Below are 25,758 nucleotides of genomic sequence, written 5' to 3' on the forward strand. Positions count from 1 at the left end.
GGCTCAACCGACGACGATGTTGACCAACTTGCCTGGCACCACGATGACCTTGCGAATCGACTTGCCTTCGATGTGCCGCTGGACATTCTCGGCAGCCAGCGCCTCGGCTTCGATGGCATCCTTGGCCGTATCGGCGGCGACGTCAATGCGAGCCCGCAGTTTGCCGTTGACCTGAACCACCAGCTCGATACTGTCACGCGCCAGGGCGGATTCATCCAGCACTGGCCAGCGGGCATCGATGGCTGGCTCGTGATGACCCAGTTCACGCCACAGGGCATGGCTGGCATGGGGAGTGATCGGGGCCAGCAGCAGTACGCAGGCTTCCACGGCCTCGCGGGCCACGGCCAGGTCCTGGGGGCTTTTGTCCGTCCCTTCGTTGTGAAAACGGCCAAGCGCGTTGGCAAGCTCCATGACCGCGGCAATGGCGGTGTTGAAGGTGGTCCGCCGGCCGATGTCGTCCCTGGCCTTCTTGATCGTCTCGTGGGTCTTGCGACGCAGTTCGCGCTGGGCATCGTCGAGTGCAGCGACGTTGAGCGGCTCGGGGTGGCCGGCCGCCAGATGCTCGCTGACCAGCCGCCATAGGCGCTTGAGGAAGCGGCTGGCGCCCTCGACACCGGAGTCCGACCACTCGAGCGACTGCTCGGGGGGGGCCGCGAACATCATGAACAGCCGCACGGTGTCGGCACCGAAGCGGTCGATCATCGACTGCGGGTCGACCCCGTTGTTCTTGGACTTGGACATCTTCTCGATGCCGCCCATGACCACCGGTTCGCCGTCGCTTGCCAGCACCGCGCTGACCGGGCGGCCCTTGTCGTCACGCTTGACGTCGACATCGGCGGGGTTGAACCACTGCTTGCCGCCGCCGGGCAGCTCACGATAGTAAGTCTCGGCGATCACCATGCCCTGGGTCAGCAGGCGCTGGAACGGCTCATCGCTGTCTACCAGGCCGAAGTCACGCATCAACTTGTGGAAAAAGCGCGCATAGAGCAGGTGCAGGATGGCGTGTTCGATACCGCCGATGTAGAGATCCACCGGCAACCAGTAGTTGGCGCGCTCATCGAGCATCGCCTCCTGGTTGTCGGCGCAGCAGAAGCGCGCGTAGTACCAGGAGGATTCCATGAAGGTGTCGAAGGTGTCGGTCTCGCGGACCCAGCCATCGCCAAGGTCGGAGAACGCTGGCATGCGCTTGAGCGGCGAGCCGGTGGCGTCGACAGTCACTTCCATCGGCAGGGCAACCGGCAGCTCGTCGTCGGTCAGCGGCACGGTCTGGCCCTCGGGGCCATATTTCACCGGGATCGGTGCGCCCCAGTAGCGCTGTCTGGCCACGCCCCAGTCGCGCAGGCGGTAATTGGTCTTGACCTCGCCACGGCCGAGCTCGGAGAGCCTGGCGGCGATTGCCTCGAAGCCAGCCTCGAAGTCGAGCCCGTCGAACTCACCGGAGTTGATCAGCGTGCCGTAGTCGACATGGGCACCCGCCGAAAGGTCGGGCGTCTGGCCATGCGCATCGGCGATCACCGCCTCGACAGGAATGCCATATCGGTTCGCGAACTCCCAGTCGCGCTGGTCGTGGCCAGGCACCGCCATCACCGCGCCAGTGCCATACTCCATGAGTACGAAATTGGCGACGTAGACCGGCACCTCGCGCCCCGACAGCGGGTGCACGGCCAGGTGTCCGGTGGGCATGCCACGCTTCTCCATGGTGGCAAGTTCGGCTTCGGATGTGCCGCCTCGGGCGCACTCCTCGCAGAAGGCGGAAAGCGTCTCGTTGCTTTCGGCAGCCTGTTTGGCCAGCGGGTGGCCTGCGGCCACCGCGAGATACGTCACCCCCATCAAGGTGTCGGGGCGGGTCGTGTAGACACTGACGGGCTCGTCCGAGGTGCCATCGGCTCGCTTGATGTCGAATGTCATCTCCACGCCACGCGACTTGCCGATCCAGTTCCGCTGCATGGTCTTGACCTGCTCCGGCCACTCGACCTTGTCCAGATCAGCCAGCAACTCCTCGGCATAATCGGTGATCTTGAGGAACCACAGCGGGATCTCCTTGCGTTCGACCAGTGCGCCGGAACGCCAGCCACGGCCCTCAATGACCTGTTCATTGGCCAGCACCGTCTGATCGACCGGGTCCCAGTTGACCGTGGACATCTTCTTGTAGACCAGGCCCTTGTCGACCAGCTTGGTGAAGAACCACTGTTCCCAGCGGTAGTAGTCGCTGTCGCAGGTGGCGAACTCGCGGCCCCAGTCGTACGCGAAGCCAAGCGCCTTCAACTGCCGACGCATGTAGTCGATGTTGTCGTAGGTCCACTTGGCGGGCGGCACCTGGTTCTGGATCGCGGCGTTCTCGGCGGGCATGCCGAAGGCGTCCCAGCCCATCGGCTGCATCACGTTGCGGCCCTGCATGCGCTGGTAGCGGGAGACCACATCGCCGATGGTGTAGTTGCGCACATGCCCCATGTGCAGCTTGCCGCTGGGGTAGGGGAACATCGACAGGCAGTAGAACTTCTCGCGGCTGGCATCCTCCACCGCCTTGAAGCACTGGTTGGTGTCCCAGAATTGCTGGGCGTCGCGTTCGATCTCTTGGGGCGTGTACTGTGCGTCCATCGCTGTCTATGGGTACCTTGCAAGTCGGGCGCATCCCGCTGGGCGGCGCAGGTCAATGGAGACTGTCCGGCATCGGGTATCTGGCGCTTTATGCGTCAAGACATTGAACTACCGGTGGGAAGTCGTCTAAATGGTAGGCAAGGATACCTCAGCACGGCCTTACCCGGCTATGCCCGGCCCCGGTAGCCTGAACGTGCCTCGGTCGTCGAGCCCCGGTCAGTGAACCCTGATCATTGCGCCCGGGTCTTCAGGCGACTATCGACAGCAAGGAGTTCACCATGAGCGAACAGCCTACCCCTCAGCAAGAACACCGTCTCCGTGAGGCCTATGAGCGCATGCTGGATCGTCTCCGCGAGGGCGCTGACGAGCTGACCTGGGAAAACCTGCAGAAGGATCTCGACGAGGCAGTGGAATTCGAGGCCGAGCTCGAGGAATTCACCAAGGATGAGCTTTCGTTGCTGCGCGCCTGGGTCGAGCGCGACCTCAAGGATATGCGCCGCTACCTGAGCGCTGGCGGCGAAGGGGTGGCGAGCTGGCTGGGTATCGATCTTTCGGTGCTTTCGCGAAAGATCAGTGAGGCGCTGCTGTCGATTGCCGACCGCAGTATCGTCGATCGCGAACGGCTGCAGGATGACCTGGAAGCGGCGCGTGCCGATTACTGCGAAGGGGAGATGGCGGCCCCGGGTCGCATGGCCTGCGTGCACTGCGGCCATGCGGTGGAATTCGAGGGCGTGGCGCGTATCGAACCCTGTCATGCCTGCGGGCACCGTTATTTCGAGCGTGCTTCCTTGTAAGCCGACGCCCTGGCACTTGAGCGAAGTGGCACATGTCGCCGTGTCCGACGCCTGGCCTACCGCCAGGCGTTGAGCAGTACCAGCGCCAACACCACGGCGACGGTCATGGCACTGGCATAGACCAGGTTATCGCGCATCATGCGCCCGCCGCTGACGCCATAGCGGCCCTGCAGTGACAAGTTGATGCCCGAGAGTGGCCCGACACTGGTGCCCACCGCCCAGGATGCCAGCGCCACGCAGGCGAACAGTGTCTGCCGTTCGCCTGGCAGGTCCAGCATCGAGGCCAGCACCGACACGCCAATGATCGGATGCAATCCCGCCACCGAGCTTGCCACGATCGCCAGGAAGCTGAGCATGGCCTGGCTGACGCCGAAGGTCTCGAAGAGTGTCCACTCGCTACCGGTGGCGGCATCGATGTAGGTCGAAAGCCCGAGCGTGAGTAACCCCGCGCAGAGAAACAGAGAGACTTCCCCGCGCATCGCCGGAAGGCGCTCCAGGCTGTGCTGGCGTACACGGCCGAGCAGCCAGCGTGGCCCCTGCGGGAGGTTGGCGCATAGGGCCACGGCGGGCAGCAGGAAGGTGATGATGCTGACGATGGTCAGGCGTGGGGTGATCACGTAGTGGAACAGCATCACCAGGGCAGCCAGCAGCGCAGGCACGGCCAGGCTGCGGGGTGACAGCGAGAAGCCAGCCACCTCGTCGAGGGGATAGCGCCGCGAGAGCTCCAGCGTGCCGATCAGTCCCGAGAGCAACGCCAACGGCATGCCGAAGGCCAGCACGGTGGTGAAGTGCATCTGCGGCGCCAGGGTCATCACGACACCCATTGACGCGAAGAACGGCGACCACAGTGCGGCGCTCGATAGCCCGCGATTCAAGGCCAGCAATTGAGGGGCCGATAGCGGACCGCGCCGGGCGAGCCGGTCGCCGACCATGAACACCGTCGAGAGATTGAGAATCGAGCCGAGCAGGTGAACGCCAAGCCAGGTGCCGGCGCTGCCCCGCAGCCCTGTCACGGCGCGCCCCAGTGGGCGAGTCCTGCCCCGTTGATTGCCGATCAGGCCGATGAAGCTTACCCCGAGCAGCATGGCGACCACGTAGACATTGCCCTCGAGTATTCGCGGCCATGCGATATCGGCGTCGTGCTGGAGTCTTGCCGCCAGCAACAGCGCGACCCCAATCGCCGCAAGACACCCCGCCTGCAGGCGCGTGCGGCGGGGAATATCCATCCACAGCAGTGCCACGGCAAGCCAACAGGCATAGCTTACCCAGGAAGCACTGATGGCAGGGACCATGAAACGCGCCACCTGCAGCGCGAGACCAGCCAGCAGCAGCAGGCCGGCCAACGCTTGGCGGAGTGAGGCGGACGATGTATCGGGCGCGCGGGACATGGCTTCCTTTCGTGTGTCTAGCCATTGACGTGTCTAGCCCGTCTGCCAATGAATGGTTGTCAGGCAATTGGCGAGCCAACGGGTGACAGCTGGATGACGGAAGAAGACAAGCAGACTAACCAGTTTCGTGCCGGTGGTGCCAGTCTATCGCGGCGAATTCTCGCGAGGCATCGAGGGCCGTGATCATTGCCCTTGCGGCATTCGACAGGGTGCGGCTGCGATGGACGAGATAACCCAGCGGGCGGTGTATGGGCGGGTGCTTGACCTCGAGTTCATGCAGCTCGCCCGCCACCAGCCCCTCAGGCAAAAGGCTCCAGCCAAGCCCGATGGCAGCCATCATTTTGAGCGTTTCCAGGTAGTTGGTGGATAGCGCCACCGGCAACGCCAGTCCGGCGGTGGCGAAGCGCGCCTCGATCAGCCCGCGGGTGAAGGTCATCGGCCCAGGCAGCACCGCATCGAACTCGCACAGCTCGACGAGTTCGAGGGGGCCGCGTTCAGCCAGTGGATGATCGTGGGCACAGACGAAGCACAGCCGGTCGACCCATACCGGCACCACCTGCAACTGATCGTCGGGGTAAGGGGCAAGGGTCACCACGGCCATCTCGAGTTCACCGTCAAGGACCCCCTGGTAGGCCTGCTCCGAGTCGAGGAAATGCAGGTCCAGGCGCACGTCGGGATGCTCGGCGGTGAAGTGCTTGAGTAGCGGTGGCAGGCGGTGCAGACCGATATGATGACTGGTGGCCAGGGTCAGGCTGCCGCCCACGCTGCCGTCGAGGTTGCCGAGTGCCCGGCGGCTGTCGTCCATCATCACGAGTATCTCGCGCGCACGGGGAAGCAGCACCTTGCCGGCTTCCGTCAGGCTGACGCGCCGCCCTATGCGATCGAACAGGCGTGCGCCGGTCTGGGTCTCGAGTACCGCGATGCGCTTGCTGACGGCCGGCTGGGTCAGATGCAATTGATCGGCGGCACGTGAGAAGCTGGCATTATCGGCTACGGCGAGAAATGCCTGCAGGCTCTGGGTATCCATGGTGCCCTCCGGCTGTATTCGTATTCCAGGAAGGAATTCAATCCATAAATAACATGAATTGATTTTATGGGCGAGCCGCGCAAGACTGGCACTACTCGATCAAGGTCATGGCAGGCGATCATTCGGCTCTGCCGTGAGGGGCTTTGCCGAGGGTGAGGCCGACGAGGAGGCGCTGTGAATCCTTCCCTGGAAGCTACATTTGCCATCCATGGCAAATGACCTCCTCGTCGACCCACCCTCGGCGCCCCTGGCAAGCACTGACGCCATGGCTCTTTGATATAAAGCACCAATATCGTGACCTGATAAGCACAGGGCCCCAGGCCCGGGAGAAACGACATGGCAGGCCAGACACTCTACGACAAGTTGTGGTCGCAACATCTGGTGAAGGAGCGCGATGACGGCACCGCGCTGATCTACATCGACCGCCAGTTGCTTCACGAAGTGACCTCGCCACAGGCCTTCGAGGGACTGCGCCTGGCGGGGCGCCGGCCATGGCGGCTCGACGCCAACCTGGCGACACCGGACCACAACGTGCCGACCACCCTCAAGGAGCGCGCCGAGGGCAATACCGGGATCAAGGACCCTGTATCGTTGATCCAGGTTCAGACACTGGATGACAACTGCGTCGAATTCGGTATCGAAGAGTTCAAGATCAACGATCCTCGCCAGGGTATCGTCCATGTGGTCGGCCCCGAGCAGGGCGCCACGCTGCCGGGCATGACCGTGGTTTGCGGCGATTCGCACACCGCCACTCATGGTGCCTTCGCGGCGCTGGCCCATGGCATCGGCACCTCCGAGGTCGAGCATGTGCTGGCCACCCAGTGCCTGCTCGCCCAGAAGATGAAGAACATGCAGGTGCGTGTCGAGGGCGAGCTCGGCGTGGGCGTTACCGCCAAGGATGTGGTGCTGGCGATCATCGGCAGGATCGGCACCGCCGGCGGCACCGGTTGCGCCATCGAGTTCGCTGGAAGCGCCATCCAGAGCCTCTCCATGGAAGGGCGCATGACGGTCTGCAACATGGCCATCGAAGCCGGTGCGCGGGTCGGCCTGATTGCCGTGGACGACACCACCATCGACTACCTCGCCAAGCGCCCTTATGCCCCCACCGCCGAACAGTGGGACGCGGCCGTGGCCAGTTGGCGAGAACTGGTCTCCGATGCCGATGCCGAGTTCGACAAGGTGGTGACCCTGGATGCCGCCGAGATCGAGCCGCAGGTCAGCTGGGGCACCAGCCCCGAGATGGTCACCGGGATTTCCGGCGAGGTGCCGGACCCGAGCGCCGCGCCGGACGAGACCATACAGCGCAGCTACACGCGTGCGCTCGAGTACATGGGCCTTGCGCCGAGGCAGAAGATCACCGATATCCGCCTCGACAAGGTGTTCATCGGTTCCTGCACCAACTCGCGTATCGAGGATCTCCGCGAAGCCGCCAAGGTGGCGCGCGGCAAGAAGGTCGCCGACTCCATCCAGCTTGCCATGGTGGTGCCGGGCTCGGGGCTGGTGAAGCGCCAGGCGGAAGCCGAAGGCCTGGACAAGGTATTCACCGAGGCGGGCTTCGAGTGGCGCGAGCCAGGCTGCTCCATGTGTCTTGCCATGAATGCCGACAAGCTTGGTGCGGGTGAGCACTGTGCCTCCACCTCGAACCGTAACTTCGAGGGGCGCCAGGGCTATGGTGGCCGTACCCATCTGGTCAGCCCGGCGATGGCCGCCGCCGCCGCCATCGCGGGCCACTTCGTCGATGTTCGACAACTCCCGGTCGACACCACCCCAGCCCAGGAGGCCTGAGCCATGAAAAAGTTCGAACGCACCGAAGGTCTCGTGGCACCGCTCGACCGGGCGAATGTCGATACCGACCTGATCATCCCCAAGCAATTCCTGAAGTCGATCAAGCGCACCGGCTTCGGTGTCAACCTGTTCGACGAGTTGCGCTATCTGGATGAGGGCTATCCGGGCCAGGACGCCTCGGCGCGCCCGAAAAACCCTGATTTCGTGCTCAACCAGCCACGCTACCAGGGGGCCAGCGTGCTGCTGGCGCGCCGCAACTTCGGCTGTGGCAGCTCGCGCGAACATGCCCCCTGGGCCCTGGAAGACTTCGGCTTTCGCGTGGTGATCGCCCCGAGCTTCGCCGATATCTTCTACAACAACGCCTTCAAGAACGGCCTGCTGCTGATCACCCAGCCGGAGGACGTGGTCGACCGGTTGTTCGCTGAAGTGGTAGCAAGCGAAGGGTACCGGCTCGATGTCGATCTCGAGAACCAGCGGGTGATCACGCCGAGTGGCGAGATCCTCGAATTCGAAGTGGATGGCTTCCGTAAGCACTGCCTGCTCGAGGGGCTGGATGATATCGGCCTGACGCTCAAGGACGAAGACGCCATTCGCGATTTCGAGCAGCGTCATCGTCAAGCGCGGCCCTGGTTGTTTCGTGATCCCGCTCAAGCCTGATCGCATTGACTTTGCATCCGTCGATGGTGCGGGGCTGATCCGGCGGCAGGCCTGCGAGGAGGCGCTGTGAACCCATCCCTGGGCGCTACATTTGCCATCCATGGCAAATGACCTCCTCTCCGGCCTGCCCCCGGCGCCCCGCTCGGCAACGGCGGTAGTTAACCAAGGAAGCAACGATGACACACAAGATTCTGGTACTACCCGGTGACGGCATTGGCCCCGAGATCACCGCCCAGGCCAGCCGCATCCTGGCCGCCTGTCAGGCCCGTGGACTGGATGCCGAGGTGGAAGAGGCGCTGGTCGGTGGTTCGGCCTATGACGTTCACGGCGACCCTCTGCCGGCCGAGACCCTCGAAAAGGCCAAGGCGGCGCGTGGCATTCTGCTGGGTGCCGTGGGTGGGCCCAAGTGGGACAAGATCGAAGACCTCACCAAGCGTCCCGAGAAAGGGTTGCTGGGGCTTCGCAAGCACCTTGGGTTGTTCGGCAACCTGCGCCCGGCGCTTCTCTACCCGCAGCTCGCCGAGGCCTCGAGCCTCAAGCCGGAAGTGGTATCGGGGCTCGATATCATGATCGTGCGCGAACTCACCGGCGGTATCTATTTCGGCCAGCCGCGCGGAATCGAAGCGCGTGATGGCCAGCGGGTAGGGTTCAACACCTACATTTATTCGGAGTCCGAGATCGAGCGTATCGGTCGTGTGGCCTTCGAGATGGCGCAGAAGCGTGGCAAGCGGCTGTGCAGTGTCGACAAGGCCAACGTGCTCGAAGTCACGATCTTGTGGCGCGAAGTGATGGAGCGGCTGGCGCCGGAGTATCCGGACGTCGAGCTGTCGCACATGTACGTCGATAACGCCGCCATGCAGCTCGTGCGCGCGCCCAAGCAGTTCGATGTGATGGTCACCGGCAACATGTTTGGCGATATCCTCTCCGACGCCGCCGCCATGCTCACCGGCTCGATCGGCATGCTGCCCTCGGCCTCGCTCAACGAGAGTGGCCAGGGCATGTATGAACCGTGCCATGGTAGTGCCCCGGACATTGCCGGCCAGGGTGTCGCCAACCCGTTGGCGACGATTCTTTCCGTGGCCATGATGCTGCGCTACTCCCTCGCCGAGCCGGCCCTTGCCGAGCGTATCGAGGCCGCTGTCGGCAAGGTGTTGGACGACGGGCTGAGAACCGCGGATATTGCCTCATCCGGCAAGCGCACCGTGTCCACCCGCGAGATGGGCGATGCGGTACTCGCCGCCTTCGAATCACTTTAACAGCTCCTGACGTCCCGCTCTCCGGCCCCGCTGCGATGCGGGGTCGCTTCATGTATAATACTGTTCACATTCGATTCTTGGAGGACTTCACATGTTGAAAGTCGGTTTCGTCGGTTGGCGCGGCATGGTCGGCTCCGTGCTCATGCAGCGCATGGAGGATGATGGGGATTTCAAGGGCATCGAGCCGGTCTTCTTTACCACCTCGCAGGTTGGCCAGGCCGGCCCCGACGTCGGCGTGGATGTTCCTCCGCTGAAGGATGCCTTCGATCTCGACGCCCTCAAGGCACTCGATGTGGTGGTGACCTGCCAGGGTGGTGACTACACCAAGGCCGTCTACGAAGATCTGCGTGGCGGTGGCTGGAAGGGCTACTGGATCGACGCGGCCAGTACCTTGCGCATGGCGGATGACGCGACCATCGTGCTCGACCCGGTCAACCGTCATGTCATCGAAGCCCAACTGGCGCGTGGCGCCAAGACCTTCGTCGGTGGCAACTGCACCGTCAGCCTGATGCTGATGGGTCTCGGTGGCTTGTTCGAAGCCGACCTGATCGAGTGGATGACCTCCATGACCTATCAGGCGGCCTCTGGTTCCGGCGCCAAGCACATGCGCGAACTGCTCAACCAGATGGGTGGCCTGCGCGATAGCGTCGGCGAAGAGCTCAAGGATCCCGGCAGCGCGATCCTCGATATCGATCGAAAGGTTACCGCGGCGATGCGCTCGGGCGACTTTCCCACCGACAATTTCGGTGCACCGCTGGCGGGCAGCCTGCTGCCGTGGATCGATACCAAGCTCGACAACGGCCAGAGCAAGGAAGAGTGGAAGGGCACCGTGGAGACCAACAAGATCCTCGGCCTTCAGGACAATCCGATCCCGATCGATGGCTTGTGCGTGCGCATCGGCGCCATGCGCTCCCACAGTCAGGCGTTCACCATCAAGCTCAAGAAGGATGTGCCGCTTGATGAGATCGAAGATCGCCTCGCCAAGCACAACGATTGGGTGAAGGTGGTACCCAACGACAAGGAAGCCACCATCCGCGACCTCACCCCGGCGGCGGCCACCGGGACGCTGAGCGTGCCGGTCGGTCGGCTGCGCAAGCTGGCAATGGGCGGGGAATATCTCTCTGCCTTCAGTGTCGGCGACCAACTGTTGTGGGGTGCCGCCGAGCCGCTCAAGCGCATGCTCAAGATCCTGCGCGAGCAGTGATGGAGCGGCGACTGCCGAGTCCATGATGGTGATGGGGCGTCTCCTTGCGAGACGCCCCGTTGCATTGTGGCATGTCGTGATGCCCCGGAGCACCGATCAAGCTCGCGAGAGGGGGCTGGTATGGCTTACGTTGAAGTATGGCTTACGTTGAAGAAAGATGAGCGGAATGACTTGGCTCATGCCCGTTGGCACGAAGAGTATGGTACATAGGCTTTAACACGATAATAAACAAGATTGCATGCAAGGGAACTCCATGAACCGCAAGCTGACACTCGCCATGCTGCTTTCGCTTTCCGCGGCAAGCCCCATGGCACTGGCACTGGGCTTGGGCGAAGCGGATGTTCGCTCGACGCTCAATGCACCGCTGCGTGCGACGATTCCACTGACCGATGCCGCCGGGATGCAGGCGGGCCTGATCAATGTGTCGGTGGCCGACGAGCGTGCCTTCCAGGCGGCAGGGTTGAATCGCACGCCGCTGGCCGCGAGTGTTCGGCTGGCGGTTGAGCAACAGCAGGGCCGGCTGGTGGTGAACTTGATCACCGACCGCCCGGTGCGTGAACCCTGGCTCGACCTGCTGCTACGCTTCGATTGGCCCGATGGCCAGCAACTGCGTGAAGTCACGCTGCTGCTCGATCCTCCCGATTACGAACAGATGCCGGTACTGGTGGCAGGCTCCAGCCAGGCGGATGCATCGCCCAGTGTTTCACCGCCATCCGTCACGCAAGCCTCGCAGGGCTCCGCACCTGTGCGGGTCAATCGCGAAGCGCCGGCCAGCCAGTCCAGCGGCGATCCGGCCAGGGTCGGCAACGGCGATACGTTATGGGCCGTTGCCGGACGCCTGCGTCCCGACAGTGGCATCAGCATGAACCAGATGATGGTGTCGCTGGTCGAGGCCAATCCCGAGGTTTTCCCGTCTGGCAACATCAATGCCATGCGCGCCGGCTTTACCCTGGTAGTGCCAAGCCGCGACGCCATCGCCGCGCGTTCCGACGGGGAGGCCCAGCGCATCGTCCAGGCCATGAACCAGGCCTGGGCGAACCGTGGTAGCGGGGCGCCGGCGCGTGTCCCGCTCGACACGACGCCTGCAGCCGAGTCAGCAGTGGCGGTGGCGCAGGCAAGTGAGCCTGCGTCTGTCGAGGACAACGATTCCGCCTCCGACCGAAGCAGTGACGAACAGGCCAATGACGAGCAGGCCGAGGTGACAGATGAAGGCCAGGCCCCGTTGGAAGAAGCATCAGAGCCTCGCCTGACCCTGTTGACCGATGCCCAGGTGGCTGCCGAGGGTACCGTGGCATCCGCCTCGGCGGATCAGGGCGAAGAGGGCGCCGAGCCTGCTGTCCCAGACGAAAGCGCTTCTGCCACCGGCGAGATGCCTGCCGATGGTGAAGACCCGCAATCGCCATCGCGGGTGAGCCTCGACCCGGAGGTCATGCGAGCCCTGTATGGCGATCAATGGGAGTCGATTGCCGGAATCGGCGAGGGCGAGCTGACCAGTGATCAGCGCCTGGTACGCTTGGAAAGTCGCTGGATTGACCAGCAACGCGCACTTTCCGCGGTCAGCGAGGAGCGCGACATGCTGCGGGATGAGCTTGATGGCATGCGTGACGAGTTGGCTGCCATGAGAGACCAGTTGGCGACGCTGACGGCAGGGGGCAGCGGAGCCGATGGCCCAGGCGCTGGCGGTGTCGTGCCGCCTGGTGTCGACACCGAGGAGGCTCCTTGGTGGGGGGCGATCTATCAGGCCGAGGTCGATCGCAACCTGATGCTGGGTGGCGCGGGCCTGGTCGCTTTGCTGGGTGCCTGGCTTCTGGTGCGGCGACGGCGTCGAGATCAGCAGGCCGAGTCGGAGAGCGGCTTCGGTGAGGTAAGGGTCATCGCGCCAGGCGGGCAGGGGCCTGTCTCGCCGCGTCCCTTCACCCCCGGACAGTATGGCGCGGCAGCATCCGCGAGCGGCTCTGCTGTGAATGATCCGGCGGCCATCGACCCTGTGATGAGCGACTCCATGAATGCCCCCGCTGCGTCGAGACGAGCTGCGATGCCACAGGCTGAGGCGATCAACGAGGCGGATATCTTCATTGCCTATGGCCGTTTCGACCAGGCGAGTGAATTGCTCGAGGCGAGCCTGGAGCATTCGCCTGAACGCGATGACCTGCGTCTGAAGCTGCTCTCGGTTTACCTGCAGCAGGGCAAGCGTGAAGCGGCCGAGGCCGAACTCGACACGCTGCGTAACGGCGGTGACCCGGTGGTGATCGATGAAGCCGAGAGTATTGTCAGTCGGCATGGTCTGAGGGATGCGCAGCAGCCTGCGGCGCCAAGTGGTGACACCCAGCGCGCGGTATTCGCCGAGCCCACGGAACTGCCGCCGCGAATGCTCGATGACCCTGAGCGCGAGGAAGGCGAAGCGACCCCAGGCGAAGACGCGACGCCTGGCACGCCGGACCAGGCGCTGCATGCCGAACGGACCGATTCAGTGTTTCGTCGCCCAGCGTCCGACGAGGTGCCCACCAAGCCAGCAGGCGTTGAGCCGACGGCCGATACTGCCGGTGAGCAAGAGCCCTTGAGAGCTCATGCGAAAGCCTCAGAGCTGCCGCCGGACTCCACGCCAGAGCCGAAGCCCGAGCCAGAGCCCAAGCCAGAGCCAGAGCCACAATCAACGCCAATGCCAGCCTCCGAGCCTGAGCAGCCGGAGCCGGTAAGTCGTCGCAAGGGCGCTGATGGCAATGACATCATCGACTACCAGCCGCCAAGCCTCGAGCCCGCGCCGGGCCCTCGTCAAGAGACGCCCCAGCAGCCGAGCGTTGAGTTTACGCCGTCCGCCCCCAATTCCGACGACACCACCCCTCGGATTGACAAGAGCGCTGACTCGGGCGAGTCGAGTGTCGATTTCACAAGCGAGCGGTTCGTGTTTCCGCCATCCACGCCTGATGACGCCGCAGAGGATGGCCCAGCCCAGAATGTGACCGATGAGTGGGAGATTGAAGAGGTGGCCTTCCCGTCGCTTGACCGGGATAATGCTCGTTTCGCCGCCAGCCCCTCCCCACCCGCTAGCCTGGATGAGGCACGCCGCTTGATTGAAGCCGGTGAACTCGGCAGGGCAAAGTCGCTGCTCGATGAACTCGTCGAGCGCGGCGACCCCCACCAGCGTGAGGAGGCGCGGGCACTGATCTCCCGCTTGAACGCGTGAAGGAAGCATGACCCTATTTCGACGCCTCGATGAGCACCACCCCATGACTGGCCGCCTGGCCATGGCCGTGGAGTATGACGGCACCGCCTACTGTGGCTGGCAGCGTCTGAAGCATGCCGCCTCCGTGCAGGACGAAGTGGAGAAGGCGCTGGCCAGGGTGGCAAGTCACCCGGTCAACGTGAAGGCCAGCGGGCGTACCGACTCCGGTGTGCATGCCACTCGCCAGATCATTCATTTCGATGCACCGGTGCCGCGCTCCGAAAAGGCCTGGGTATTCGGGGTCAATGCCAACCTGCCGCGCGATATCGCCATGCGCTGGGTCAAGGCCGTACCCGATGAGTTTCATGCACGTTTCAAGGCGCTGGCGCGACGTTATCGCTATGTGATTCTCAACCAGCCGAGCCGCCCTGTGCTCGAGCGCGCCAATGCCACCTGGTGTCGTGACCCCCTGGATGCCGATGCCATGCATCGCGCCGCACAGGTGCTGATTGGCGAACACGACTTTTCAAGTTTCCGGGCCGCTGGTTGCCAGTCGAAGACCCCATGGCGGCGGTTGCACTTCATCGAGGTTCACCGACATGGCCCGTTGGTGATGATCGACGTCCAGGGCAATGCCTTCCTGCACCACATGATTCGCAATATCGTGGGTGCCCTGGTTACCGTGGGGAGAGGAAGCAGGGGAGAAGACTACCTGGCCGAATTGATGGTGCTCAAGGATCGCAAGCGTGCCGATGTCACGGCGCCGGCCTGCGGACTGCATTTCGTCGATTCGCTGTATGATCCTTGCTGGGGGCTACCCAGTGAGCCGCTGGGCCCCAACCTGCTGGCATTTCTCGGTGAGTGGACCGGCGAGAGGCCCCTGCCGGATTGCCCGATGGTGGACATTCGCCGTGGCCGTCCGGTGGCGGTGCCCAGCCAGTCAACCAGGGAGGCAGCCCATGAGTGATTCTCTCACGCCTCGATTTCGCACTCGGGTGAAAGTGTGTGGATTGACCCGCGAACAGGATGTCGATGCGGCGGTCGCGGCAGGGGCTGATGCGCTGGGGTTCGTGATGTGGCCAGGCAGCAAGCGAGGTATCGATGAATCGCGCCTCGCCGCGCTTGCCGAAAGGGTACCCGCCTTTGTGTCCCGGGTGGGGCTGTTCGTCGACCAGCCCCCTGAGTTGATCGCCCGGTGTGCCGAGCACCTGGACCTGCTGCAGTTTCATGGCGATGAATCGCCCGAGGCCTGTGCGAACGCCCCACGGCCCTGGATCAAGGCATTGCGCATGCGTGATGGCCTCGACCTGCGCGCCGCCGCGACGCACTACCACAATGCCCAGGCGCTGTTGCTCGATGCCTATCGGCCTGGCCTTCCAGGCGGTACCGGTACCACGTTCGACTGGTCGCGAATCCCCGCAAACCTGGCAAAACCTGTTATTCTCGCGGGAGGTTTGAGTGCCGACAATGTGGCCTTGGCGATAGCCCGCGTGGCACCCTTCGCCGTGGACGTTTCCGGAGGTGTCGAAGCCTCGCCGGGCGTCAAGGACAGCGAACATATCATGTCCTTCGTCGAGGCCGTTCGTCAGGCAGACGCGCGCCATTGAGCCGGCCAACGGTAGCTGGCGCGCCCAACCATTTATCGCGCACCGTCATGCGCATCGCGCCGTGTGACCGTGTTATCCATCAACGCCCCTCTGGCGACCTGTGAGGTGTCTTTCGTGAGCAAGTTCAGTGACCTGACCCGACTGCCGGATGCCCGTGGTCATTTTGGTGCCTACGGTGGAAGGTTCGTCTCGGAGACCCTGAGCTTCGCCCTGGACGAGCTGGAGAAGACCTATATGAGTCTTCGTGATGATCCGGCGTTCCAGGCGGAATTCGACTACGACCTGTCCCACTATGTGGGTCGGCCTTCACCGCTCTATCATGCCGAGCGTTGGTCGAAGCAATTGGGTGGGGCACGTATCTGGCTCAAGCGCGAGGACCTCAATCACACCGGCGCCCACAAGGTCAACAACACCATCGGACAGGCGTTGTTGGCCAAGAAGAGCGGCAAGCCGCGGGTGATCGCCGAGACCGGCGCCGGCCAGCATGGCGTGGCCACCGCCACCGTGGCGGCTCGTCTGGGGCTCAAGTGCGAGGTCTACATGGGGGCCGAGGACGTCGAGCGTCAAAAGCTCAACGTCTACCGCATGCGCCTGCTGGGGGCCAACGTGATCCCGGTGGAGTCCGGTACCCGCACCCTCAAGGATGCCATGAACGAGGCGCTGCGCGACTGGGTCACCAACGTTGATGATACCTTCTACATCATTGGTACAGTGGCTGGGCCCCACCCCTACCCGATGCTGGTTCGCGACTTCAACGCCGTGGCCGGACGCGAGGCGCGTCGCCAGTCGTTCGAGGAGTTCGGCAAGCTGCCCGATGCGCTGATTGCCTGCGTCGGCGGTGGCTCCAATGCCATGGGCCTGTTCTATCCCTTCGTCGAGGACGACGAGGTGGTCATGTACGGTGTCGAGGCGGGCGGTGATGGCGTCGAGACCGGCCGCCACGCCGCGCCACTGGCCTCCAATGCCCCGCGCGGCGTATTGCATGGCAACCGCACCTATCTGATGTCCGATGAGGGTGGCCAGGTGTCCGATACCCACTCCATCTCGGCGGGCCTCGACTACCCGGGGGTCGGTCCCGAACACGCCTTGTGGAAAGATGTCGGCCGAGTCAACTACGTGGCAGCCAACGACCATGAGGTGCTCGAGGCGTTCCGTGAGCTTACCCACGTCGAGGGCATCATGCCGGCGCTCGAGTCCGCCCATGCCCTGGCCTACGCCAAGGTGCTGGCGCCCACCATGCGTCCTGACCAGAACATCGTCGTCAACCTGTCTGGTCGCGGTGACAAGGACATCATGACCGTCGCCCGGCTCGACGGCCTGGAATTCTAAGGAAGCCCGATGAACCGTATCGACCAACGATTTAGCGAGCTAAAGGAACAGGGTCGCCGCGCGCTGATCCCCTACATCACCGCGGGTGACCCGGCACCTCAACACACCGTGGGGTTCATGCACGCCCTGGTGGAGGCGGGTGCCGACATCATCGAACTCGGGGTGCCATTTTCGGACCCCATGGCCGATGGCCCGGTGATCCAGAAGGCCTGCGAGCGGGCACTCAAGCACGGCGTGCGACTGACCCACCTGTTCGAGATGGTTCGCGAGTTCCGCCAGACCGACACCACCACGCCGGTAGTGCTGATGGGCTACCTGAACCCGGTGGAGCGCATCGGGCTTGCGACATTTGCCGATCAGGCCGCCAGCGCCGGCGTCGATGGCGTGTTGACCGTCGACCTGCCACCGGAGGAGGCCGATGAGTTCGGGCCAGTACTCAAGGAGCGTGGCCTGGCCTCGATCTTCCTGGTTGCCCCTACCACTTCCCATGCTCGGGCCGCTACAATATGCGCCCATGGTGAGGGCTATCTCTACTATGTTTCGCTCAAGGGCGTGACGGGGTCAGCCGCGCTGAACGCCGATGACGTCGCTGCCCACCTTGCGCCGCTGCGAGAATTGACCGACCTGCCATTGTGTGTCGGTTTCGGCATTCGTGATGGCGCCACGGCAGCCGAAGTCGCCAAGGTGGCCGACGGCGTCATCGTCGGCTCTGCTCTGGTTAACAGGATTGCCGAAAACGCCGAGCAACCGGAAGTCATTGCCGGTGAACTCAAGGCGGTGCTGATAGAAATGCGCGAGGCGCTGGACGCCATGAGCGCCGGTTGACGACAGCCTTCGTTGCCCGATTCGATTCACGCGCCCGGGCTTGCCCGGGCGCCGACCACATGACGGAACCCTTTCTGACATGAGCTGGCTAGACAAGATCGTGCCCTCGATGGGCCGCATCCAGCGCAAGGACCGCCGGGCCAGCGTGCCCGATGGCCTGTGGCGCAAGTGCCCGAAATGCGAAGCGGTGCTCTACCTTCCTGAGCTTGAGAAGCACCATAACGTCTGCCCCAAGTGCGATCATCATCTGCGCTTGACCGCCCGCAAGCGCCTCGACTGGTTTCTCGACAAGGAAGGCCGTGAGGAGCTGGCAACCCAGGTCGAGCCGGTAGATCGGCTGAAATTTCGTGATTCCAAGAAGTACAAGGATCGCCTTGCCGCGGCCCAGAAGGAGACCGGTGAAAAGGATGCGTTGATTGCCATGCGGGGCTCGCTCGACGGCCTGCCGGTAGTCGTGGTGGCCTTCGAGTTCACCTTTATGGGCGGCTCGATGGGCGCTGTGGTGGGCGAGAAGTTCGTGCGTGCGGCGACCCTAGCCCATGACGAAGGCATTCCGCTGATCTGTTTTTCAGCCTCGGGCGGTGCGCGCATGCAGGAGGCGTTGTTCTCGCTGATGCAGATGGCCAAGACCTCGGCGGCACTCGAAAGGCTAAAGCAGGCCGGCATTCCCTATATCTCGGTGCTCACCGACCCGGTGTTCGGTGGTGTCTCGGCATCGCTTGCCATGCTGGGTGACCTCAACGTGGCGGAGCCGAACGCATTGATCGGTTTCGCCGGGCCCCGGGTCATCGAGCAGACAGTCCGCGAAAAGCTGCCCGAAGGGTTCCAGCGCAGTGAATTCCTGCTCGAACACGGTACCGTGGACATGCTAGTCCATCGCAGCGATATGAGAACTCGCTTGGGTGGCATCCTGCGCAAGCTTGGCCATCACCCGGCCAATGGTGAACCCGCCAGTGCCCAGCCTTATGTCGAGCCCGACCTGGTCGAGAGCGCCGAACTGGCGGAACTCGAGGCGAGTGCCGAGGAGAGCTTGGCGCCTTCCTCAGAGCCGCTGGATGGTGAGGCAGAGAGCAGCAGTCAGGACGGTGATCGCGACGAACACGGCGATGCCCGGCGCTGAACCTGATGAAGGATGCGGCCTTGCCCACTTCTCTGGATGCCTGGCTTGCCCGGTTGGAAGCCGCCCATCCTGTCGGTATCGAGCTTGGGCTCGAGCGTGTCGCCGAGGTGGCCAGGCGCATGGGGCTCACCGAGCGCCCCATTGCCGGGCGAGTCATCACCGTCGCCGGCACCAATGGCAAGGGCTCGACGGTTGCCATGCTCGAGTCATTGGCTCGGGCCCATGGCCTTACCACTGGCGTCTACACCTCGCCTCACCTGATTCGCTACAACGAGCGCTTGCGCCTTGATGGCACCGAGGCCGATGACGCGACATTGATCGCCGGGTTCGAGGCCGTCGAGGCGGCCCGCCTGGCGGGCGAGCCGGTCAGCCTGACCTACTTCGAGGTCGGCACGCTCGGTGCGCTATGGGCGGTGGCCAGGCGCAGGCCGGATATCGCGCTGCTCGAGGTTGGGTTGGGTGGGCGTCTTGATGCCGTCAACGTCATTGACCCGGATGTGGCGGTGGTCACCACCGTCGCCCAGGACCATGCCGCCTTTCTGGGCAATGACCTCGAGATCATCGGCCGCGAGAAGGCTGGCATCCTGCGAGCGGGGCGCCCGACGGTGTTCGGTAGCAGCACGTTGCCTGCAAGCGTTCGCCGGGTCGCGGAAGCGCTGGACGCGCCGGTATTCGCCATCGGTGACGCCTTCGAGCGCCGCGCCATGGCCGATTCCGCCGATGCCTGCTGGCAGTGGCGTGGTCGTGATCAGGCCGGGCAGGCGATGTCGCTTGACGATCTGCCGGATCCAGGACTTCCGCTGGACAATGCAGCCACCGCCTTGCAGGCGTTGGCACTGGCCGGTGTCAGCCTGGATGTGGTTGCCTGCCGCAAGGCGCTGGCCTCGGTGACCCTGGCTGGCCGCATGCAGTGGCATGGCCAGTGGTGTCTGGATGTCGGCCACAACCCGCATGCCGCAAGCTATCTGGCAGGGCGACTGGCGGCGCTGCCCAGCAAGGGGCGTACGGTCGCCCTGTTGGGTATGCTGCAGGACAAGGATGCCGATGGCGTCATGCAGGCACTGTCGCCGGTCATCGATGCCTGGGTGACGGTGAGCCTGGCCGGTGAGCGCGCGCGTAGCGCCGAGGACCTTGCCGAGCGCCTATCCCGGCATGGGGCTGCGGTCTGGCACATGGCATCGAGCGCCATCAGTGGTGCGGCCTGGCTCGCCAGTCACCTGGCAGAGGATGATCGTGTGCTGGTATGTGGCTCTTTCTTCACGGTGGGCGAGGTACTCGAGTGGCTTGAGACGTCCACGGTGGCGAGTCGCCAGGAGTCGGCGCAGACTGAAGGTGAAGATACGCCAAGCGAGGGAACGTGATGAAATATGGAATGCGGGAGCGCATCAGCGGTGCGGTGATCCTGATTGCCCTGGCGGTGATCTTCGTGCCCATGTTATTTAGCGAACCGGCACCGCGCAGCGAGCGTCCAGAGCCTGTGTTGACTATCGAACAGCCCGTCGAGGTCGAGCGCGAGGATGTTCCCGATCCAGAGCCGCCCGCCACTCTCGGCCAGCTCGATGACCCAACCTCGCCAAGGGATGCCGAGGGGCCGGCCGAAGATGAAAATGTGGAGGCAGACGTCGTCTCGACGCTTGCCGAGAGCAGTCAGTCTGGCGACGAGCAAGCCGCGAGTGATGAGGAGGTGATGGTGCCTCCCGAAATCTCGGACCCCGGCAGCGCGGAGAGCGTCGACCCGATCGCCGAGCTTGCCAGGGCCGCCGATCAGCGCCTGGCCGAGCGACGCTCACAGCAGGACGAGTCATCCGCAAGCGCCGGGGGGCAGGGCGAAGCGAGCCAGTCAAGCGCACCGAGTCCATCCGTCGCGGGTGGCGAATGGGCGGTCCAGGTGGGCAGTTTCGGGGAACCCGGTAACGCTGAACGTCTCGAGTCACAATTGCGTGAGCAGGGCTTCAATGCCTATCGCCGGCCGCGCGACAACAACCTGACCACCGTCTATGTGGGGCCCTACGACTCCTCGGAAGCTGGTCAGCGTGCGGTTAGCGAGCTCAAGTCGCAGGCCAATCTCCAGGGGCTGCTGGTGCGGGTGAGGGACTGACATGACGCTGACCTGGCTCGACTGGATTTTCATCGGCTTGCTGACGGTGACCACGATCACTGGCTTCATGCGTGGCCTCATTCGCGAGGCGCTGGGGCTTGCTGCCTGGATCATCGCGCTGCTGGCGGCACGACTGCTGGCCGAGCCCGTCGCCGACCTGCTCGCGGGGCTCATCGACAATGCCGATGGCCGCCTGGTGCTGGCATTCGTACTGGTGATATTTGCGGTGGTGTTACTATGCGGCATTGTCATTCGACTGGTGCATGCCGCCGTCGAATGGGTCGGCATGGGGCTGTTCAACCGCCTGACGGGGGCGGCATTCGGCGCCGCCAAGGGCGCGGCGATTCTGGTACTGGCGACGATACTGATCGGCTTGACCCCCTTGGCCCAGTTACAGGCCTGGCAGGAGGCCGAGTTGCGTCCGACCTTCGAGCGGTTGCGCGTCTGGTCCATCAGTCAATTCGAGGACTGGGAGGGGCAGTGGCCCGAGACGCCGGAGTCGCTCGATGGCATCACCTTGCCGGATAGCCAGGATGCCCCTGACCCCGAAGGGACCACGACACCGGAGACATGAACGACCAGCAGGTGAACGACCGGTATGTGAAAGACCGACATGTGACATACCGACCGATGAACGACGGGGCGGAGCAGCGCTGCCCGCCGCGAACCAAGGCAAGCGAGGTAAGGTGGAATGTGCGGTATCGTGGGCCTTTTGGCCAAGCAGGCGGTGAACCAGGGTATCTATGACGCCCTGACGGTGCTTCAGCATCGCGGACAGGACGCCGCCGGCATGATGACCTGGCATGAGGGCCGCTTCTTGCTGCGCAAGAGCAATGGCCTGGTGCGTGATGTCTTCCACACCCGGCACATGGCTCGCCTCAAGGGCAACCTTGGCATCGGACATGTCCGTTATCCCACCGCTGGCTCGTCGAGCGAGGCGGAATCGCAGCCGTTCTATGTGAACTCGCCCTACGGCATCGCACTTGCCCACAATGGCAACCTGACCAACTCCGACCAGCTCAAGCAAGAGCTTTTTTCTTCGGATCTGCGACACATCAACACCAGCTCCGACTCCGAAGTGCTGCTCAACGTCTTCGCCCATGAACTTGGCAAGCAGGGGTTATACCTTGAGCCAGGCGATATCTTCGACGCCGTGCGCCGCGTGCATCGGCGCTGCAAGGGTGGCTATGCGGCCGTGTCGATCATCAACGGCGTTGGCCTGGTGGCCTTCCGCGACCCCAATGGCATCCGCCCAGTGGTATTCGGAACCCGCAACGAGGGTGAGGGGCAAGACGTGATGATCGCCTCCGAGTCGGTGGCGCTGGATGTTGGTGGCTTCGAATTGCACCGCGACCTTGCCCCTGGTGAGGCGATCTTCGTCGACATGGACGGCGAGATTCACACTCAGTTGTGCGCCGATGCGCCGCGCCTGGCGCCCTGCATCTTCGAGCATGTCTACCTGGCACGCCCGGACTCGATCCTCGACGGTGCCTACGTCTATGGCACGCGAATGCAGATGGGCCGCAAGCTCGGCGACCGGATCCAGAGTGAATGGCCGCAACACGACATCGATGTGGTCATCCCGATTCCCGATACCTCGCGAACGTCGGCATTGGAGCTTGCCCAGCACCTTGGGGTGACCTATCGCGAAGGTTTCATGAAGAACCGCTACATCGGCCGAACCTTCATCATGCCCGGGCAGACCCAGCGCAAGAAGTCGGTCCGCCAGAAGCTCAACGCCATCGATATCGAGTTCAAGGGCAAGAACGTGCTGCTGGTCGACGACTCCATCGTGCGCGGCACTACCTGCAAGCAGATCATTCAGATGGCCCGTGAAGCCGGCGCCAACAAGGTCTATTTTGCCTCTGCAGCGCCGCCGGTGCGCTATCCCAACGTCTATGGCATCGATATGCCGGCGGCAAGCGAGTTGATCGCCCATGGGCGAAGCGAAGCCGAGGTAGGCGAACTGATTGGTGCCGACCGTATCTTCTACCAGGATATCGAGGACCTGAAGACCGCCTGCCGTGAGGTCAATCCGAATCTCGATGCCTTCGATTGCTCGGTATTCGATGGCCGCTACGTCACCGGTGACATTGACGATGCCTACCTGCTGGCGCTGGAAGCCTCGCGCAGCGACGATGCCAAGCAGCAGCAGAGTGCCGGCGACCATGCGCTGGTCGGCATGCACAATCAGGACGATGATATCGATGACTGAGGGAACGTCATGAACCAGCACGACGACGAACAGTGGGCGCTCGAGACACTGGCCATTCGCGCCGGTCACGAGCGTACCCACGAACAAGAGCATGGCGAACCGATATTTCCCACCTCGAGTTTCGTCTACGATAGCGCTGCCGAGGCGGCAGCCAAGTTCAGCGGCGATGAGCCGGGTAACGTCTATTCGCGTTTCACCAACCCGACAGTGCGTACCTTCGAGAAGCGTCTGGCGGCGATGGAAGGGGGCGAGCGCTGTGTCGCCACCAGTTCAGGCATGTCGGCGATTCTTTCCACGGCGCTGGCGCTGCTTTCGGCTGGCGACGAGATCGTCGCCTCGCGTTCGCTGTTTGGCTCAACGGTCAGTCTGTTCGACAAGTACCTGGGCAAGTTCGGTATCACCACCCGCTATGTGGAGCTCTCCGACCTTGCCGCCTGGGAGGCTGCCATCACGCCGGCCACCCGCTTGCTGTTTGCCGAAACGCCATCCAACCCGCTGTCGGAAGTGGTGGATATCGCGGCGCTCGCCGAGATTGCCCACCGTCATGATGCGCTGCTCGCCATCGACAACTGTTTCCTGACCCCGGCCTTGCAAAAGCCCCTGGCGTTAGGCGCCGACCTGGTGATCCACTCCGCTACCAAGTATCTCGATGGCCAGGGCAGGGCGATCGGTGGTGCGGTGGTCGGTCGCAATGCCGAACTCGAGGAGCTGTTCGGCGTGGTGCGCACCTGCGGCCCGTGCATGAGCCCGTTCAATGCCTGGATCTTCACCAAGGGGCTCGAGACGCTCAACCTGCGCATGCGCGCGCATTGCGACAATGCCCAGGCACTGGCCGAGTGGCTCGATCAACACGATGCGGTTGCCAGGGTCTATTACAGCGGCCTTCCAAGTCACCCCCAGCACCTGCTGGCCGGTCGTCAACAGCAAGGGTATGGCGCAGTGCTAGGCTTCGAGGTCAAGGGTGGGCGCGAAGCGGCCTGGTCGGTGATCGATGCCACCCGGCTGCTTTCCATCACCGGCAATCTTGGCGATGTGAAGACCACCATCACGCATCCGGCCACCACGACCCATGGTCGGTTGTCGGACGAGCAGAAGGCATCCGCCGGCATCAACGAGGGGCTGATTCGGGTGGCTGTCGGACTCGAGTCCCTGAACGATATTCGTGGTGATCTTGCGCGTGGCCTGGATGCCTTGCGCTGAGCCATAGCCACACTTTCCCATATTCCCAGTTTCCCAGCAGGCCTTCCCATCCCCCTTCAAGTGGCTACCACGCGATAGGGGGATATGAATGACTCGCATGCTCTAGGCTTGCTCATACGCTTTTTCCGAATGAACGGTTCGGCATTATTCAGCGGATGACACCGCCCGGCTGGAGTATGCTTTGGTGTACTCGACAGGGAATATCAAGGAGGCGCCGGCATGTGGCGCAATAGTCGTTCGGGTTGGGGAATCGTCAGCATTCTTTTGCATTGGATCAGTGCGGTGGTCATTGTCGGACTGTTCGTGCTTGGCTGGTGGATGGTCGATCTTGGCTATTACCATGCCTGGTACAACCTCGCGCCCTGGTGGCATCGTTCGATCGGCATGTTGTTGCTGTTCGCGACCCTTGCGCGGCTCGCCTGGCGCTTCATCAATCCCACCCCGGTCGCACATGGACATGGTCTGGAGCGTCTGGCTGCCCATCTGGGACACATTGCCCTCTATGTGTTGATGCTGCTGGTGATGGTCAGTGGCTACATGATCTCCACCGCCGATGGTCGTGGCATCAGCGTGTTTGGCTGGTTCGAGGTGCCCGCGCTGCTCAGTCGTCTGCCCAACCAGGAGAACATTGCCGGTGATATTCACTGGTATTCTGCATTGGCGTTGATGGTGCTGGCGGCGGGGCACCTGCTTGCCGCCATGAAGCACCATCTGCTCGATCGTCAAGATACCTTGTTACGCATGATCAACCCGGCGCGGTCTCGTCGTTGACACCCGCGCCGAATGCCGCAAGCCCGCTTCAAGGAGAACGCAACATGTTGAAAAAGACCGTTGTCGCCACGGCAATTGCTGCCACCACATTGATCGCAGTCAGTCATGCGCAGGCTGCCGACTATGTCGTAGATACCGAAAATCAGCATGCCTTTGTCCAGTTCAAGATCAATCATCTGGGCTATTCGTATATCCTCGGCCAGTTCGAGGAATTCGAAGGCAGTTTCTCCTATGACCCGGAGAATCTCGAGGCATCGAGCGTCGAGATGGAAGTGCAGACCGATAGTTTGAACACCAACCATGCCGAGCGTAATCGGCACTTCATGAGTGATGATTTCCTGAGCGTCGCCGAATACCCGACCGCGTCCTTTGTTTCCACCGGTTTCGAGCCGGAGGGTGACAGCGAAGGGGTGTTGACCGGCGAGTTGACGCTGAAGGGTGAAACCCGCGAGATCGAAATGCCGGTTACCCTGGTTGGCGAAGGGGAGGACCCGTGGGGCAACTACCGTGCTGGTTTCGAAGGCATGACGACGCTCGCGCTCGCCGACTACGGCATCGACATGAGCGATTTTCCGGAGATCATGCACGAACTGGAATTGTATGTGACCTTTGAAGGCGTTCGCCAATAAGGCAGGCATCGATGTGGGCGCGCTAGCGTCGTTCGCGCCGAGATGCCACTACTGCACCCCCGGGCCCGTGCCCGGGGGTGTTGTCGTTGGTG

At 63.2% G+C, this 25,758-nt stretch carries 21 protein-coding genes; 18 read left to right on the top strand and 3 right to left on the bottom strand.

Annotation, left to right across the window (positions count from 1 at the left end; genetic code table 11):
• Window positions 1-3: 3 nt before the first annotated feature.
• Entirely contained in the window at window positions 4-2,598 is a 2,595-nt protein-coding gene (leuS, locus tag C6V82_RS05500) for a leucine--tRNA ligase (RefSeq protein ID WP_102588796.1), read from the bottom strand.
• A 278-nt stretch (window positions 2,599-2,876) separates the two neighbouring features.
• Here leuS and C6V82_RS05505 point away from each other — a divergent pair, with 278 nt between their 5' ends.
• Complete coding sequence (locus C6V82_RS05505) at window positions 2,877-3,392, top strand: zinc ribbon-containing protein (RefSeq protein WP_102588797.1); 516 nt, start codon at window positions 2,877-2,879, stop codon at window positions 3,390-3,392.
• Window positions 3,393-3,448: 56 nt separating this feature from the next.
• Here C6V82_RS05505 and C6V82_RS05510 read toward each other — a convergent pair whose 3' ends face one another.
• Both C6V82_RS05510 and C6V82_RS05515 read right to left on the bottom strand, forming a co-directional pair.
• Window positions 3,449-4,780, bottom strand: coding sequence for a hypothetical protein (locus tag C6V82_RS05510; protein WP_102588798.1), 1,332 nt, complete (start codon window positions 4,778-4,780; stop codon window positions 3,449-3,451).
• 115 nt (window positions 4,781-4,895) lie between these two features.
• On the bottom strand, window positions 4,896-5,807 hold the full coding sequence (locus tag C6V82_RS05515) for a LysR family transcriptional regulator (protein WP_102588799.1): 912 nt from the start codon (window positions 5,805-5,807) through the stop codon (window positions 4,896-4,898).
• A 336-nt stretch (window positions 5,808-6,143) separates the two neighbouring features.
• Between C6V82_RS05515 and leuC the strand changes: the two genes are divergently transcribed.
• The 17 genes from leuC to C6V82_RS05600 all read left to right on the top strand — a co-directional run bounded on the left by leuC (window position 6,144) and on the right by C6V82_RS05600 (window position 25,666).
• A complete protein-coding gene (leuC, locus tag C6V82_RS05520; RefSeq protein WP_102588800.1) occupies window positions 6,144-7,592 on the top strand; it encodes a 3-isopropylmalate dehydratase large subunit in 1,449 nt (482 codons plus the stop codon).
• 3 nt (window positions 7,593-7,595) lie between these two features.
• Window positions 7,596-8,249 (top strand): 3-isopropylmalate dehydratase small subunit, encoded by a 654-nt coding sequence (gene leuD / locus C6V82_RS05525; protein WP_102588801.1) that lies wholly within the window; start codon window positions 7,596-7,598, stop codon window positions 8,247-8,249.
• 176 nt (window positions 8,250-8,425) lie between these two features.
• Entirely contained in the window at window positions 8,426-9,505 is a 1,080-nt protein-coding gene (gene leuB / locus C6V82_RS05530) for a 3-isopropylmalate dehydrogenase (RefSeq protein WP_102588802.1), read from the top strand.
• Window positions 9,506-9,596: 91 nt separating this feature from the next.
• A complete protein-coding gene (gene asd, locus C6V82_RS05535) occupies window positions 9,597-10,709 on the top strand; it encodes an aspartate-semialdehyde dehydrogenase (protein ID WP_102588803.1) in 1,113 nt (370 codons plus the stop codon).
• A 253-nt stretch (window positions 10,710-10,962) separates the two neighbouring features.
• On the top strand, window positions 10,963-13,893 hold the full coding sequence (locus C6V82_RS05540; RefSeq protein ID WP_180978311.1) for a FimV/HubP family polar landmark protein: 2,931 nt from the start codon (window positions 10,963-10,965) through the stop codon (window positions 13,891-13,893).
• A gap of 7 nt (window positions 13,894-13,900) precedes the next feature.
• A complete protein-coding gene (truA, locus tag C6V82_RS05545) occupies window positions 13,901-14,839 on the top strand; it encodes a tRNA pseudouridine(38-40) synthase TruA (protein ID WP_102588805.1) in 939 nt (312 codons plus the stop codon).
• Entirely contained in the window at window positions 14,832-15,479 is a 648-nt protein-coding gene (locus C6V82_RS05550) for a phosphoribosylanthranilate isomerase (protein WP_102588806.1), read from the top strand. Before truA ends, C6V82_RS05550 begins: the two co-directional genes overlap by 8 nt.
• Before the next feature lie 114 nt (window positions 15,480-15,593).
• On the top strand, window positions 15,594-16,808 hold the full coding sequence (trpB, locus tag C6V82_RS05555; RefSeq protein WP_180978312.1) for a tryptophan synthase subunit beta: 1,215 nt from the start codon (window positions 15,594-15,596) through the stop codon (window positions 16,806-16,808).
• Between the two features lie 9 nt (window positions 16,809-16,817).
• Entirely contained in the window at window positions 16,818-17,633 is an 816-nt protein-coding gene (trpA, locus tag C6V82_RS05560) for a tryptophan synthase subunit alpha (RefSeq protein ID WP_102588807.1), read from the top strand.
• A 79-nt stretch (window positions 17,634-17,712) separates the two neighbouring features.
• Complete coding sequence (gene accD, locus C6V82_RS05565) at window positions 17,713-18,753, top strand: acetyl-CoA carboxylase, carboxyltransferase subunit beta (protein WP_229843020.1); 1,041 nt, start codon at window positions 17,713-17,715, stop codon at window positions 18,751-18,753.
• Window positions 18,754-18,758: 5 nt separating this feature from the next.
• Window positions 18,759-20,114, top strand: coding sequence for a bifunctional tetrahydrofolate synthase/dihydrofolate synthase (folC, locus tag C6V82_RS05570; RefSeq protein WP_102588808.1), 1,356 nt, complete (start codon window positions 18,759-18,761; stop codon window positions 20,112-20,114).
• The gene (locus tag C6V82_RS05575; RefSeq protein ID WP_102588809.1) at window positions 20,114-20,851 is read left to right on the top strand and encodes an SPOR domain-containing protein; all 738 of its coding nucleotides are present in this window, start codon (window positions 20,114-20,116) and stop codon (window positions 20,849-20,851) included. Before folC ends, C6V82_RS05575 begins: the two co-directional genes overlap by 1 nt.
• A gap of 1 nt (window position 20,852) precedes the next feature.
• Complete coding sequence (locus tag C6V82_RS05580; protein ID WP_102588810.1) at window positions 20,853-21,425, top strand: CvpA family protein; 573 nt, start codon at window positions 20,853-20,855, stop codon at window positions 21,423-21,425.
• 117 nt (window positions 21,426-21,542) lie between these two features.
• The gene (purF, locus tag C6V82_RS05585) at window positions 21,543-23,066 is read left to right on the top strand and encodes an amidophosphoribosyltransferase (RefSeq protein ID WP_102588811.1); all 1,524 of its coding nucleotides are present in this window, start codon (window positions 21,543-21,545) and stop codon (window positions 23,064-23,066) included.
• A gap of 9 nt (window positions 23,067-23,075) precedes the next feature.
• The gene (locus C6V82_RS05590) at window positions 23,076-24,266 is read left to right on the top strand and encodes an O-succinylhomoserine sulfhydrylase (protein ID WP_102588812.1); all 1,191 of its coding nucleotides are present in this window, start codon (window positions 23,076-23,078) and stop codon (window positions 24,264-24,266) included.
• A 219-nt stretch (window positions 24,267-24,485) separates the two neighbouring features.
• Entirely contained in the window at window positions 24,486-25,037 is a 552-nt protein-coding gene (locus C6V82_RS05595) for a cytochrome b (RefSeq protein ID WP_102588813.1), read from the top strand.
• Window positions 25,038-25,081: 44 nt separating this feature from the next.
• Window positions 25,082-25,666, top strand: coding sequence for a YceI family protein (locus tag C6V82_RS05600; protein WP_102588814.1), 585 nt, complete (start codon window positions 25,082-25,084; stop codon window positions 25,664-25,666).
• Window positions 25,667-25,758 lie beyond the last annotated feature (92 nt).

This window comes from Halomonas urumqiensis (assembly GCF_003028575.1).
Classification (GTDB): domain Bacteria; phylum Pseudomonadota; class Gammaproteobacteria; order Pseudomonadales; family Halomonadaceae; genus Halomonas; species Halomonas urumqiensis.